Raw genomic sequence first — 13,869 nt, forward strand, 5'->3', positions numbered from 1 at the left:
TCCTACTTATGCAAGTATGATCATTCGGTGTCGTCAGTTGCTTTTGCAGAACTCGACCACATCCCGCAGGGGCATGGTGCCACCGAAGATGTCGAGCGCCGAACCGATGGTGACATCGATCTTGCCCCTCCCGGCTTGGGCCAGCTTTTCCATGTCGTCGAAGTTGCGGACTCCGCCGGCATAGACGCAGGGGATGGGGGCGTGTTCGGCCAATAGGGCGATCAATTCTTCGTCCATGCCCTGCTGCTTGCCTTCCACATCCACGCCGTGTACGAGGAATTCGCAGCAACAGTCGGAAAGCTGCCGGAGCGATCGCTCATCCACGATCGTTTCGGTGAAGGTTTGCCAGCGGTCGGTCACAACGTGGTATTGGCCGTCCTTCTTGCGGCAGCTCAGGTCGAGCACCAGCCGGTCGCGCCCCGTTTCGGCCACCAGCTTGTTCAGGCGTGTTTCATCAAGCTGTCCGTTCTGGAAGAGGTAGGAGGTCACAATCACCTGGGCGGCCCCGGCATCCAGCCACTCGAACGCGTTTTCGGCCGTAATGCCGCCGCCCACCTGCAAGCCGTTGGGCCAGGCGGCAAGCGCCTCGCGCGCGGCATCGTCGTTGCCGGTTCCGAGCTTGATCACGTGCCCGCCGGTCAGCCAGTCCTGCTTATAGAGCCTGGCATACCAGGCCGGCGGCTTTTCCGAGACAAAGTTGGTTTCGGGTTCGGCGCCATCGGCCAGCGAGCCGCCGACGATCTGTTTCACCTTGCCGTTGTGCAGGTCTATGCAGGGTCTGAATTTCATAAAGTATAACCACGAATGAACGCCAATAGGGCGCGAATTGTTAACCACGAAATACAGTAGATACACGAAATGGCAGATGGTGGCAGGTTTTGTTTTCAACTTTGGCATTGTCGTTTGGAGCTTGTTTCGGATTTGGGGGGTTCGGGATTCGGATTTCCCGCCGAAGGCGGTTAACGCTTGTATCTTGCGGGGTTCCGCCTATCATGCCCGCTCGATTTTCAAAACCCCGGAAGAGAAGTGCCATGAGCGAAAAACCATCTAAATATTATGTAACCACGCCGATCTACTATGTGAACGACAAACCGCACATCGGCCACTCCTACACCACGATCCTGGCCGACGTGCTGGCGAACTACCACCGCCTGCTCGACGTGCCCACCCATTTTCTCACCGGCACCGACGAGCACGGGCAGAAAGTGCAGCAGGCCGCCGATGCCAACGGCATCACCCCGCAGGAGCAGTGCGACCAGACCGTGGTCCGCTTCCAGGAACTGTGGCAACGTCTCGAAATCAAGAACGACGACTTTATCCGCACCACGGAACCGCGTCACAAGACCGTGGTCCAGCAAACCCTGCAGGAGCTGTTTGATCGCGATGAAATCTACAAGGCCGAATACGAAGGCTGGTATTGCGTTGGATGCGAACGCTTCTTCACCGAAAAGGATCTCGTCGAAGGCAACTGCCCCGAGTGCAACCGCCCGGTCGACAAGATTATCGAGTCCAACTATTTCTTCCGCATGAGCAAGTACCAGGATTGGCTCATTCAATACATCGAGGAAAACCCCGGCTTCATCCAGCCGGCCTTCCGCGCCAACGAAACGCTCGGCTTCCTGAAAAACAAGGAGCTGCAGGACCTCTGCATTTCGCGGCCAAAGTCGCGCCTCGCGTGGGGGATCGAGCTCCCGTTCGATACCGACTTCGTTACCTACGTCTGGTTCGACGCGCTTATCAACTATATTTCCGCCGTCGGCTACAAGTCGGACGAGGAGCAGTTCCGGAAGTGGTGGCCGTGCTCCTGCCATCTTATCGGCAAGGACATCCTCACCACGCACACCGTCTATTGGCCAACCATGCTCAAGGCGATGAATGTCGATATGCCGCAATCCATCTTCGCCCACGGCTGGTGGCTCACCGGACGCACCAAAATGAGCAAGTCGCTTGGCAACGTCGTCAACCCCATGGACATGATCGACCGCTACGGCGTCGACGCCTTCCGCTATTTCCTCATTGCCGAAATGACGCTCGGGCAAGACGCCTCCTTCACCGAAGAGGCTTTCGTGAAGCGCTACAACTCCGACCTGGCCAACGACCTTGGCAATGTGGCCAACCGTGTGCTCAACATGATCAGTCGCTACTGCGACGGCAAGATCCCGGCCGTTTCCGCCGGTGGTTTCGACACCGCGCTTGAGGATGGACTCTGGAAAGAAACCGTTGCGGCCGCCGAGGAAATGGGCCCGATGATCAGCGATATGAAGCTCGATGCGTCGGTCGGGCTGGTCATGTCCGCTGTCCGCAAGATTAATGTCTACTTGCAGGAGCGCGCCCCGTGGAGCCTCGCCAAGCAGGAGGGCAAAGAAGCGGAAGTGGCCCACTGCCTCTACACCGCGGCGGAATGCCTGCGGGTCTGCGCGGCGCTGCTCTATCCGGTCATGCCCGAGAAAATGCTCGCCCTGCGCACCGCGCTCGGCATGGCCGACGCCAAGCCGCACCTCGGCAAGCTGACCGAATTCGGCGTACTCATACCCGGTTCCGGAATTGCTCCGTCCGGAGCCCTCTTCCCGCGCATCGAACTGGAAAAGATGGAAGAAAAGCCGGCTGAAAAACCGAAAAAACAGAAGCAACAGCCCAAGAAAAAGGAAGAGCCATCCGCCGATGGCCTCATCACCTTCGACCAGGTCATGAACGTCAAGCTCAAGACGGCGGTTGTGCTGGAAGCCGAGAAGATCGAAGGGGCCGACAAGCTGCTCAAGCTTCAGATTGATCTTGGCGGGGAAACGCGGCAGCTCGTCGCCGGCATCGCACTGCACTACCAACCCGAGGAACTGGTTGGCAAAACCATCGTCGTCGTCGCCAACCTCAAGCCGGCCAAACTGCGCGGCGTGAAGTCGGAAGGTATGTTGCTGGCCGCCTCGAAGGGCGATGATTTGAAGCTGGTCACCATCGATGGCGATCTCGGCTCTGGCGCAACGGTGAAGTAGTTTTGAAAGGGCGTTAAACCCTTTGTTTTCCTGCGTTTTATCGATCGTTCGGAGGCGCGGGAACATTGCCGGAGAATTGGATTGCAACACCGTGGGGCAAGTGCAATCTTTAGCGCAAGTTTTCGCAAAATACCGCGATGGGCGCGGTGTGGATGTTTTTTTTGGCGGATCAACTGGAGGTATGCTTCGTGAATAAATTTATGACTATTGGTTTGGCGGCTGTTTTCGCTGCAGGTTTTGCAAATGCCCAGGATGGCAATCTCATGGTGAACCAAGGTGGGGGAAATGATATTGCCGATGCAGAAGCCTCGGTTGAGTTGGCACTCGTTTCCGCACAGGTTTGGCGTGGTCAGGTTCAGAACGAAGATTTCGTCCTCCAGCCGCAGTTCACGGTTGCCCAATACGGTGTGAGCTTCAATGTCTGGGCGAACTACAGCTTCAGCAAGAACTATCTTGATGTCGAAAACGACCTTTCGGAAGTCGATCTTTCGCTGGCCTACACCCTTCCGCTGGATCTCAACGATGTGTCCTTCACCATTGGCGCCATCAACTACCAGTTCCCGGCCAATGGGCCTACTACACTTAACGGATTGGGAACAAACAGCAAATCCACCACCGAGCTGTTTGCCGCCGCCTACTGGCTCACCTTCAAGGAATTCGTGATTCCCTCCGCAACCTACTATGGCGATATCGGCGAGATTGATGGTTCCTACATCTTGTTCGACATTGTTGCCCCCTACGAGGTCAGCGATGTCCTGAAGGTTGAAGTCGGTTTTGCCACCGGTTGGGGCGATGCCCGCTACAACTCCGGCTACTGGGGCACCAGCGACAAAGGATTCAACGATTACAATTTCTATGGCAACGCGAGCTACGAAATCATGGAAAACCTCACCGCAAGCGTGAACCTGACCTACACCGGGCTCTATGGTGGCCAGATCGAAGACGCGGGTGGGCAGAGATACGAAGCCAAGGAAAAATTCTGGGGCGGAGTCAACATTGCATACGATTTTTAATCGGTAAGCCAAACGCAATGCAAACGCCCCGAACGCCGGGGCGTTTTTTTTGGTTTGGTCGCGGAGGGCCAAACCGGTAGCATCCAACATCTTTATATTTAATTAACCCAAGGGTGGAAGCCATGAACGAACTGCTGAACCTGCTCAAACAAAATGCGCTCGAATCCCCGGAAAACCTTGCCAAAATGCTTGGGATTTCCGTTGAGGATGTGAAGCAACAGATTGCCGAATACGAAAAGGACGGGGTGATCCGCGCCTATCAAGCCGTCGTCAACGAAGAACGGCTCGATGCCTCGTTGGTGACCACCGTAATCGAAGTGAAGGTGACCCCTGAAAGCGAAGGGGGCTTCGACCGCATTGCCGACCGCATCAGCCGTTTCCCGGAAGTGGACTCGGTTTTCCTGATGTCCGGCGGCTTCGACCTGCTGCTCTTCATCAAGGGGCGCACCATGCATGAGGCATTTGGCTTTGTTAGCGAAAAGCTGGCCACCATGCCGGGCATCACCTCGACCGCCACGCATTTCATGATGAAAACCTACAAGCAAAACGGCATTGTCATGCACACGGGGGAGGACGATGAACGACTCAAAGTCTCTCCGTAGCAAGATCGCCAAAACCGTCCGCGACATCCCTCGCTCCGGCATCCGCGACTTTTTCGAAATCGTCAGTTCGCGCGAGGACGTTATTTCGCTCGGTATTGGCGAACCGGATTTCGCGACGCCGTGGCACATTCGTGAGGCCGCGTCGTTGGCGCTGGATCGCGGCATGACGTCCTACACCTCCAACATGGGGCTGCTTTCCCTGCGGCGTGGCATTGCGCAATATGTCGAAAAGAAGACTGGCATCGGGTACCGTCCGGAAGATGAAGTACTCGTCACCGTTGGGGTGTCCGAAGGACTCGACCTCGCCGTGCGCGCCTTGGTTGAACCGGGCGACGAGGTGCTCTACCACGAGCCGAGCTATGTTTCCTACAATCCGCTCATCCAGTTTGCCTACGGAGTCCCCGTTGCCATCCAGACCAAGAAGGAAAACGGCTTCCGCCTGACCCGCCAGGACTTGGAGGAAAACGTTTCCGATAAGACCAAGGTGCTACTCCTCAACTATCCGAACAATCCGACCGGAGCCACCCTGTCGAAAGAGGATGTCGAGGATATCGCCGCATTCGCCATCGAGCACGACCTGATTGTGCTGACCGATGAGATCTACGACGAGCTGACCTACGATAAAGAGCACTTCAGCATTATCTCCTTGCCCGGCATGCGCGAGCGCACCATCTACCTGCATGGCTTTTCCAAGGCCTGGGCCATGACCGGATTCCGCATGGGCTTCACCTGTGCGCCGCCCGAGCTGACCGAGGCCATGATGAAGATTCATCAGTACACGATGCTTTGCGCCCCGATCCTTAGCCAGGAGGCTTCCGTGGAAGCGCTCAAGAACGCCGAGGCCGACATCGCCTACATGAAGGCGGAATACAAGAAGCGCAGGAACTACATCCACGCCTCCTTCGAGGAGATGGGCATCCCGTGCATCTATCCCGACGGCGCGTTCTACGCCTTCGCCGATGTCTCGAAGTTCGGCATGACCTCCAAGGAGTTCGCCCTCAAGCTGCTCGACGAGCAAAACGTGGCCTGCGTTCCCGGCACCGCCTTCGGTGCCTGCGGCGAGGGCTTCATCCGCTGCTCCTACGCCACCTCGCTCGACGAGATCAAGGAAGCCATGGTACGCATCGCCCGCTTCATCGAAAAACTCTAACCCGGTTCCTCTCATATGAACTGCCACGAAGAGGCACAAAAAGCACTAAGACAAACAGCGGTTCGGGTCTTCGTGCTTTTTGTGCCTTTTTGTGGCCAAACCTCCCGGCAAGGAGCCGGTTGATGAGTGGGGAACTGATTGTTTTCCCGACCGAGCTGGCACTTCGGCGTTTCCAGCAGGAACAGGCGATCGGGCAGGGGTGGGTCGATGCCTCGCGCCACACCACCTTTGCCCGTTTGCGGCGGCTCTGCCTTCCCTATGCAAACATCAAGGGGCGGCCCATGGATTCCGCCGGCCAATTGCTCATGCGACGCCAGGTGGTGGATACCGCCATTGGCCATTTTCATGGACAGGGTGCCCTCGGTGAATTGTCGGCCAGCGCACTGGGCGATGTGCTCGACCAGCTCGTGACCGAGCTGGCCGCTTTGCCCGGCGAAACCATGCGGATCATCGAGTGGTTGCTCGACCACCACCGCAAACACAAGCTCTACCAGTTGGGGACGTTGATTAGCGTCTGGCGCGCCTCCATCAAGCAGGAGGGGCTTGCCGATCCGCTGGATGTGAATCTGGCCATCGTGAAATTGCTGCGGGGCAATCGCCAAAACTGGCCGCCGCAACTGCGCAACTGCAACAAACTCACCTTCAGGTCGGTACGTTGGTTCAATCCGTTTGAGGAGTCGTGTGTTGCCGCATTGAACCAAAAGCTGAAGGTGGAGGTTGAATCCGCGTTGCCGCCCGCCCATGCCGAAGCGGCGGCGGATCGACTCGGCCAGCGGATCCGTTCTGAAATCATGGCCGCACCCTGGGCCATCTGGGCCGAGGATCTTGGCGATGCCTTGGCGGTCGACAGTCCCGACATCCTCCAGCTGGCCGATTCTTGCCGCATCGATTTTTCACGCTCGGCCGGAACTTATGGCGAGATCGAGGATCTTGCCCGACGCATTTGCTGGAACCTGCAAAACCAGGATGTTGCCCCCAATCGCATGGCCTTGGTGGTTCCCAATATCGGAGCCGTGCAGGACATTGTTCCACACGTCTTCGGCCGGTTCCGAATCCCTTACTATTTTCGCCGGGGCCGCCCGGTTCTTTCGTCGCCGGTGGTCAAGGCGTTCCTCTCCTGGCTCGCCTTCCCCCTGCGCCCCGAGCGCGACGCCCTCATCGATCTCGTTCGCAATCCGGCCATCAAGTTCGAAGGGCGGGAAGAGACCGTTGAAAAACTTCTCAAAATACCGCCCCTGCTGGACGCTGGGCAGACTGGAAAGTCTGCCCCACATGTGGAGCAGGCAAAGGGGTCGGCAAAGGGGTCGGTCTTATATTTTAATGTTTTTGGTGGAAAACATTATTTTATAGGACTGACCCCTAATGTGACAGGTCGGCAGGCGGTAGAGCTGCTTCGGGAGCGGATCGTTGAGCCGGAGGATCATTTTAATGCGGAGGCGCTGGAGGCGGTGGTCCATGCGCTTGAGGGTTTTGGCAACCAGTCCATGCCGTTGCATGTGCTGGTCGATCTTTTAGAGGAGCTGCTGGAAGATGCCACCATCCGGCCGCGCGACAGCCATGAGCAGGGTGTCTGGATCATCAATCCGCACGATGCGGTCGGGTTGGATTTTGACCTGGTTCTGTTTTCCGGGCTGAATGATGGGGAGTTTCCCGGGGTTCCCCGGCAGGACGCGCTGTTGAGCGATGCAGAACGCCATGGGCTGCGCACCCATTTGGAAGAGCGGGGACGTCATTTGCCAAAGATGGCCTTGCCCAAGGCCGATGTCCTGTTCGAGCAACAGTCCGTCCTCTTCCTCACCGCGTTGGGCATGGCGCGCCAGCAGCTGGTTTTCTCCTATCAGTCGGTCGACCAGGAGGGGAATGAAAAGGGGGCGGGTGAATACTATCGCAAGCTCTGGAACCTCGCGGGCTGGTGCGCGAAGGACCGTATTGAGTTGAGCCCCTATGACCACTGGCGCATGGGCCTGCTGGATTCGGGCAACGTTTTTGAAAACCATTTCAATGCCCAGCGGAACACCCCCGCCGAGGATCGCGAACCGATGCCCGGCGAGTCGTTCCTGCCCATCGTTCCGTTGCCGTTGTGCCGGGCAGGGGATGAAGCATTGCAGGCGGCGGTGAGTGGAGCGACGAGTTCCTCCTGCCCCCGCGCGGTCGGGGTGGAACCCGACCCTCCAATCGTTCTAAAGCACGTGGTTTCCATGCTCAAGATCGAAGCCGAACGTGAAGCTTTCCTGGAAACACCACTGGGTGAGCGGGAGCCTTCCGTCTACGCCGGCCATGTCGGAGCCCTGAAGGAGCAAGTGGCCGCCTGGTTCGAGCGCAAGGAGGAGATGGGCCCGACGGCGTTGGAAACGCTGGCGCAATGCCGCTATGTCTTCCTGCTGGAGAAGATCTTCGGCATCCGCGATCCGCGTGTGGCCGACGATATGCCCGATCCCATGGATCGCGGCGGTTTGATCCATTCCATCCTGCACACGATCTACAACGCCATTGCCCTCGGGCAGTCCGGCATCGATGCGCCGCGCTATTGGGCGGTGAAGACCGACAAGGGCTGGATGAGGCGGGCGGAGGATGGCTTGGGTGCAATTCCGATGGCTGTGTTTGTTCCGGATCGTCTGGTGGAGTATGAAGCCTTTGCGCGGAAGATTGCGAATCAGGAAATGGACGGGAAGGAGCTCGGGCATCCGGGCGTCTGGGCAGCGGAGCGCCAGAAGATTATGGAGATGGTGCTCAACTTCGTGCGCTACGATGTCGAGACCTGCTCCACCGAAAACCGTTTCCCTGCCTTGTTCGAGCAACGGTTCCATGGGGATACCGCCGTTGATCTGGGCGAGGTGAAGCTGAAGGGGGTAATCGATCGGGTGGATCTGCTCTTTTCCGAGACCGGGGAGCTGGCAAGAATCCGGGTGCTCGACTACAAGGGTTCCAGCCGGTCGCGCGGCAAGCAGGAGGAATACATCGACGAAATCCTGCGCAACCTCGATTGCCAGTTGCCGGTCTATGCCTTCGCCGCCCAGCAACACCTCTTCGGTGGATTCAACACGGAAGAGCTGAACGGATGGGTGGAGGCCGGCTATCTCTTCTACGAGCGCGAGGCGGCCAAGATTGCTGCTTCGCTGAAGAAAAGCCTGGTGCCGATGGATGAGGAGGGGTTGGTGCCCGGATTCCTCGCAACGCTATATGGAAACATCCAGAAGCTGAAAGAGGGCGATTTCGCTGTCGATCCGCTGATCGCCGGCTATAATGACTATGTTTCGGTTTGCCGTACCGATGCGGTGGAGCGGGATGAGCTAGATTAACGAGTAATACGTAATTCGTAATTGATTGGACTGGGAGTTGGCTGGAACCTTTACGCATTACGCATTACGCATTACGCATTAAACCCAAGGAGCAAAGGCATGGAGATTAAACTCAACTTTTTCGGCGCGGCAAAAAACGTTACAGGTTCCTGCTACTTTCTTGAGGCCAATGGCTTCCGCCTGCTGGTCGATTGCGGTCTCTACCAGGAACGCGATCTCAAGCCGCGCAACTGGGCCGACTTCCCCGTTCCGGCCAACACGATCGATGCCGTTTTGCTGACGCACGCCCACCTCGACCACTGCGGTCGATTGCCGAAGCTGGTGAAAGAAGGATTCAAGGGTACGGTCTACGCCACCTCCGCCACGGCCGAGATTGCAAACATTATCATGCTCGACTCCGCGCATATCCAGGAAGAAGACATCAAGCACAAGCAGCGCCGGCATGAAAAGTCCGGCAAGAAGAGTCCCTTCCCCTACGAGCCGCTCTACACCACGGAGGATTCCGAGAAAGCCTACACCCTGTTCAATAAGGTGAAATACAACGCCAAGGTGCCGATCGGCGAAGGCATTACGGCCGAGTTCCGTGAAGCCGGGCATGTGTTTGGTTCGTCTTCCATTCGTCTCGAGGTGGAGCAGGGGGGCGAAAAGCGAACCATCGTCTTCTCGGGGGATGTCGGTCGTTGGGATTTGCCGATCATGCGCGATCCGTTCCAGTTCGAGCATGCCGACTATGTCTTGATCGAATCCACCTATGGCGACCGGGTGCACGGCGAAGTGGCCGACATTCCCAGCGAGCTGGAGCGCATCATCAAGGAGACCCACGCGGCCGGCGGCAATATTGTGATTCCCAGCTTTGCGTTGGAGCGGACGCAGGAGCTGCTCTACCACCTCAACAACCTGCTCAAGGAAGACCGCATTCCGCACCTGCTCGCCTTTGTCGATAGCCCGATGGCGATCAAGATCACCGAGGTGTTCAAGAAGCATCCGGAGCTGTTCGATGAAGAGACGCTTGCCCAGATGAAAGCCGGCGAGCAACCCTGCAATTTCCCCGGGCTCACCATGTCGCGCACCGTCGACCAGTCCAAATCGATCAACCACATCAAGGGTACGGCGATCATCATCGCCGGCTCCGGCATGTGCACCGGTGGGCGCATCAAGCACCACATCAAGAACAACATCGGTCGTCCAGAAAGCACCATCCTGTTCGTGGGCTACCAGGCCTTCGGCACCTTGGGGCGCCGTCTCCTGGAGAAGCCCGAAACCGTCCGCCTCTTCGGCGAGGAGCATTTGGTGAAGGCGCGCATCGAGCGTATCTCCGGCTTCTCGGCGCATGCCGACCAGAACGAACTCTACCGATGGATCTCCTCCATCCAAGAAGCGCCCCGCAACGTGTTCATCACCCACGGCGAAGAGGAGCAGGCCGAGGCGTTCAAAACCTTCCTATCCGAAAAGACCGGTTGGAGCTGCTCCGTTCCCGGCTTCGAACAGGAAGTGATTCTGGATTAATCCTGGGAATAGCGTCATCCGCCGAAAATGATTCGGCGGAGTTTCCGAGCCCCTTTGACGAGGGGCAGGTGCCCCGTTCGTGAAAGTTCATGGACGCGGGCATCCGGCCACTGTTCCTGGATCTGCCTAACCGATTTCTTGACGGCTCCAAAGGTTTTTTCACCCAGGGCAATTTCCACATCGATCTCAAAACCCGAGAAGACCTGCCTCCCGTTCAGTGTTGCAAACAGCCTGAGGTAGTTTTGGATCAGCTCGTGGTCAGCCTCTACGAATGCTCCGGTAAAGTCGGCATCCGACGTCTGCATCGAGGAAAGTATGCTGTCTGTGATTTTGCGGCCTGCGGGACTCATGAAGGTGGATGCATAGGCGCGTCTTCCGAACTCCCCTAACGTAAAAATCTTGAAGTACCAAGGCAGGAATGCGAAGGGGTCGATCATGACCATCCGTTTGATCGAATTCGGTCGTTTTCTTGCCAGTTCAATGCCGAGAACGACGCCGCTGCAAAATCCCACGAGTGTAATGTCATCATGCTTATCCAGCAGATCCGAGAGTTCGAAGCTAAGCTGTTCGGTTATCGCTTCGATATTCCAGGCCGGCGGCGCGGGGGAGTCGCCGTAACCCGGTAGGTCTACGCTGACCCAGCAGGCATCATCCGGAAGTCGAGCCGCAATGGCTGCGAATTCACGGTGGTCGCCTGCCCATCCATGGAACGCTAGATAGAGCCGTTGGCCTTTTCCATAGGTCTTATAGAACATGGGAACAAACTCTTTCCGCGGTCATTTTTCCGCCGAGGATCACCATGGGCATCCCGGTTCCGGGGGTTGTGCTGGCGCCGACATAATAGAGTCCCCTGATTTGTGTGTCATAGTTTTTGGCTCGAAAAGGGCCCACTTCAAACAGGTGGTGGGCAGCTCCAAAAGCCGATCCGTCGAAAAGCCCGAACTGATCTCGCCATTCGACTGGGGTCCAAACCCGTTCAACAAGGATATCTTCCTCCCCGAGATTTGTTCCGTGATGCTTTAGACGGTCAAACACACGTTCCTTGATCAGCTTCACGGCCGGTTCCCAATCCTCACCCCATTTGGAAATCAGAGGGACAGGTGCCAGGACAAAAGCACTGGTTTGTCCTTTGGGAGCCATCGAAGGTTCGGTTTCGGAAGCAAGGCATATATAGAAGGGTAGTTCATCGGGAATGGTTTCTTCGTCCATGAGCTGCCCGAAGCTCGTCCGGCTGTCGCTGGGAAGAAAGATGGAGTGATGCGGAAGCCCCGTATCCTTGTGCCGCAACCCCCAATAAAGCGTCACCACGCCACACGTCATTCTGGGTGTTTTTTGTTTCTTATAGGCAGGCGCATCGAGCAGTTCGGCCTGTGTTTGCGGAACGTCGACATTGGAGACAACAATCGGACAGTCGATGGTGGTTCCGTCTTCGGTTACGACGCCGGTCACCTTTTTTCCATGGGTTGAAATGGATTGAACTGCGCATTCGGTTCGGAGTTGGACGCCAACGTCGGTCGCTAGTTTTTGCAGGGCTTCGACCATGCCGTAAATGCCGCCTTTGGGAAGCCAGAGTCCATAGGCGAGTTCCCCATATGGAAGAATGGAAAAAAGACCGGGCAGCGCCCATGGGGAACCGCCGAGATACATGGCATAGGAGCCGAAAGCCTCGCGCAGGTACGGGCTTTTAAAAAAGCGCCCGAGCTCTTTGTGGAGCGAATGCCACACTCCCATTTTTGCCAGTTCGCGGGGCTTTAGGCTGAGCACCCATTTCAAGGGGTTGTCTTCATTCGTTAAGACGAGCTTGTCGAAGGAAAAGCGGTACTTGCATTCGGCATCGCTAAGGAAGGCGAAAAGCTTGGCGGAAACACCCGTCTCAATTTTTTCGCATTCACTCACGAGCTTCGTGATCTGGGAGGAAAGAGTGAACGAAGTTTGATCCGGCCAGTGAAAGGTGATGGATGGATCCACGGGGATCAACTGCATGTAGTCGGTCATCTTTTTGCCGGCGGCTTCGAACAGTTCTTCGAAGACCCATGGGTAGTTCAATAGAGAGGGGCCCGTATCAAAACGGAATCCTTCTGCTTCAATCCGGTTGGCTCTTCCTCCAAGCGTCTTGTTTTTTTCCAGCAAGGTCACATGAAAGCCCTTGAGCTGTAGGTGTATGGCCGCACTCAGTCCGCCCAGCCCTCCGCCAACAACCAATGCCCGTTGCTCTGTGGTTGGTTTATTCATGGTCAGGGGAGCAGATAGGCCAAGGGAATGCGCCAGAACTTACTGGTGGGAAGCGGCTTTAGTTTTTCCACCAGCGGTACGCTCTCTCGATGATGTATGCCCAATCCGCTGTCTGCAATGCGCGTGTTCAACATGCGGTAGACATCGATGCAGGCCTTGATGGCAATGCGGCTGTCGGGGTGGAATGCGTTGAGGGTTTGGAAGGATTTTTCATAATAGCCATCAGCCAATTGCGTCATTTCCTTCACCACAGGGCGCAGCTGTTCCTGCTGTTGTTCATCCGATGGGTTGAATGCGGAAATTCCGTGCGCCTCCAGAATGTCGGTCGGAAGATAGACCCTGCCTCGCCGGGCGTCATCCTGGATGTCCCTCAGAAAGTTGGTCAGTTGAAGGCCGATGCCCAGATCCCGGGCACTTTGCATGGCGTCATCGAATGCATCCGGGGCGCATGCGCCGTATACATGCGTCAGGAAATAGCCCACCACAATGGCGCTGCCGTAAATATACCCCCCGATCAAATCCTCCAGGGAGTCGAATGGCCGGGGGGCAATATCGAACTCCATGGCGTCTAGGAATGATTCGTAATATTCGACGGGGATTTCGTGCCGTTGAACCAAATCGGAAAATGCCGCAACAAACGGGGGAACGTCTCCACCAAGTGCCGGGAGAATGCCCCCTGGTTTGAGGGCCGCCCTATATCCGTTCCGCCACTCGGCCAGCAGCTTCTTCTTATGGTCATCCGAAATCTTAAACGTGTCAACAACTTCATCCGGATAGCGGACAGCGGCATAGATTAATTCTACGTCATCGCGTTTAACCTTGGGAAGGAAGCGGCTGACGATGAAAAACCCCGTAGTGTAATGCCGCATAACATGTCGGGCATGTCGGGTTATCGGCAGTCTTGCTTCAGGGTTTGTGGCGCACTTTTTAGAATCTTCAACTACCTTTAGTTGAAGTGCCTCCCACTCATCCAAGGTCCATTCATGCCCAGCCATTCCATCTCCCGTTTGCTATTGCCCATCTTGATATTTATAAAATTCCGTATACACTACCGTTTTCTGTTCAATTAAGAAGGTAAAA

At 56.5% G+C, this 13,869-nt stretch carries 10 protein-coding genes; 6 read left to right on the forward strand and 4 right to left on the reverse strand.

The genetic code is table 11. The annotated features are described in order from the left end of the window. Nucleotides 1-33 precede the first annotated feature (33 nt). A complete protein-coding gene (gene hisA / locus E9954_RS00575) occupies nucleotides 34-789 on the reverse strand; it encodes a phosphoribosylformimino-5-aminoimidazole carboxamide ribotide isomerase (protein WP_136077317.1) in 756 nt (251 codons plus the stop codon). A 242-nt stretch (nucleotides 790-1,031) separates the two neighbouring features. On the opposite strand from hisA, the gene metG reads away from it, so the two are divergent. The 6 genes from metG (at nucleotide 1,032) to E9954_RS00605 (ending at nucleotide 10,557) form a co-directional block, all read left to right on the forward strand. Then, nucleotides 1,032-2,987 carry a methionine--tRNA ligase gene (gene metG, locus E9954_RS00580; RefSeq protein ID WP_136077318.1) on the forward strand — a complete coding sequence of 652 codons (1,956 nt, stop codon included), beginning with the start codon at nucleotides 1,032-1,034 and terminating at the stop codon, nucleotides 2,985-2,987. 188 nt (nucleotides 2,988-3,175) lie between these two features. Continuing rightward, nucleotides 3,176-4,000 (forward strand): hypothetical protein, encoded by an 825-nt coding sequence (locus tag E9954_RS00585; RefSeq protein ID WP_136077319.1) that lies wholly within the window; start codon nucleotides 3,176-3,178, stop codon nucleotides 3,998-4,000. A gap of 122 nt (nucleotides 4,001-4,122) precedes the next feature. Beyond that, a complete protein-coding gene (locus tag E9954_RS00590; protein ID WP_136077320.1) occupies nucleotides 4,123-4,602 on the forward strand; it encodes an Lrp/AsnC family transcriptional regulator in 480 nt (159 codons plus the stop codon). Continuing rightward, complete coding sequence (locus tag E9954_RS00595) at nucleotides 4,577-5,752, forward strand: aminotransferase class I/II-fold pyridoxal phosphate-dependent enzyme (protein ID WP_136077321.1); 1,176 nt, start codon at nucleotides 4,577-4,579, stop codon at nucleotides 5,750-5,752. Before E9954_RS00590 ends, E9954_RS00595 begins: the two co-directional genes overlap by 26 nt. Nucleotides 5,753-5,874: 122 nt before the next feature. Continuing rightward, nucleotides 5,875-9,051: a PD-(D/E)XK nuclease family protein gene (locus tag E9954_RS00600; RefSeq protein ID WP_136077322.1), complete on the forward strand. Its 3,177-nt coding sequence runs from the start codon at nucleotides 5,875-5,877 to the stop codon at nucleotides 9,049-9,051. A 99-nt stretch (nucleotides 9,052-9,150) separates the two neighbouring features. After that, nucleotides 9,151-10,557, forward strand: a complete 1,407-nt coding sequence (locus E9954_RS00605; protein ID WP_222846992.1) for an MBL fold metallo-hydrolase RNA specificity domain-containing protein — start codon at nucleotides 9,151-9,153, stop codon at nucleotides 10,555-10,557. 14 nt (nucleotides 10,558-10,571) lie between these two features. On the opposite strand, the gene E9954_RS00610 is transcribed toward E9954_RS00605, so the two are convergent. From E9954_RS00610 to E9954_RS00620, 3 genes are read right to left on the reverse strand one after another with little or no spacing between them, the layout of a single operon-like run. Beyond that, nucleotides 10,572-11,312 (reverse strand): alpha/beta fold hydrolase, encoded by a 741-nt coding sequence (locus E9954_RS00610; RefSeq protein ID WP_136077323.1) that lies wholly within the window; start codon nucleotides 11,310-11,312, stop codon nucleotides 10,572-10,574. Next, nucleotides 11,302-12,789, reverse strand: coding sequence for a phytoene desaturase family protein (locus tag E9954_RS00615; protein WP_136077324.1), 1,488 nt, complete (start codon nucleotides 12,787-12,789; stop codon nucleotides 11,302-11,304). The genes E9954_RS00610 and E9954_RS00615 overlap by 11 nt, the downstream gene beginning before the upstream one ends. 2 nt (nucleotides 12,790-12,791) lie before the next feature. Further along, nucleotides 12,792-13,658 carry a phytoene/squalene synthase family protein gene (locus tag E9954_RS00620; protein WP_168441864.1) on the reverse strand — a complete coding sequence of 289 codons (867 nt, stop codon included), beginning with the start codon at nucleotides 13,656-13,658 and terminating at the stop codon, nucleotides 12,792-12,794. Nucleotides 13,659-13,869: the final 211 nt, after the last annotated feature.

It is taken from the genome of Pontiella desulfatans, assembly GCF_900890425.1.
GTDB lineage: Bacteria > Verrucomicrobiota > Kiritimatiellia > Kiritimatiellales > Pontiellaceae > Pontiella > Pontiella desulfatans.

What these genes read in the sequence shown, in the direction of transcription:
- E9954_RS00595 (WP_136077321.1), top strand. Translation starts at nt 4,577, where the DNA reads ATGAACGACTCAAAGTCTCTCCGTAGCAAGATCGCCAAAACCGTCCGC.
- E9954_RS00600 (WP_136077322.1), top strand. Translation starts at nt 5,875, where the DNA reads ATGAGTGGGGAACTGATTGTTTTCCCGACCGAGCTGGCACTTCGGCGT.
- E9954_RS00590 (WP_136077320.1), top strand. Translation starts at nt 4,123, where the DNA reads ATGAACGAACTGCTGAACCTGCTCAAACAAAATGCGCTCGAATCCCCG.
- E9954_RS00620 (WP_168441864.1), bottom strand. Translation starts at nt 13,658, where the DNA reads ATGCGGCATTACACTACGGGGTTTTTCATCGTCAGCCGCTTCCTTCCC.
- hisA (WP_136077317.1), bottom strand. Translation starts at nt 789, where the DNA reads ATGAAATTCAGACCCTGCATAGACCTGCACAACGGCAAGGTGAAACAG.
- E9954_RS00605 (WP_222846992.1), top strand. Translation starts at nt 9,151, where the DNA reads ATGGAGATTAAACTCAACTTTTTCGGCGCGGCAAAAAACGTTACAGGT.
- E9954_RS00610 (WP_136077323.1), bottom strand. Translation starts at nt 11,312, where the DNA reads ATGTTCTATAAGACCTATGGAAAAGGCCAACGGCTCTATCTAGCGTTC.
- E9954_RS00615 (WP_136077324.1), bottom strand. Translation starts at nt 12,789, where the DNA reads ATGAATAAACCAACCACAGAGCAACGGGCATTGGTTGTTGGCGGAGGG.
- metG (WP_136077318.1), top strand. Translation starts at nt 1,032, where the DNA reads ATGAGCGAAAAACCATCTAAATATTATGTAACCACGCCGATCTACTAT.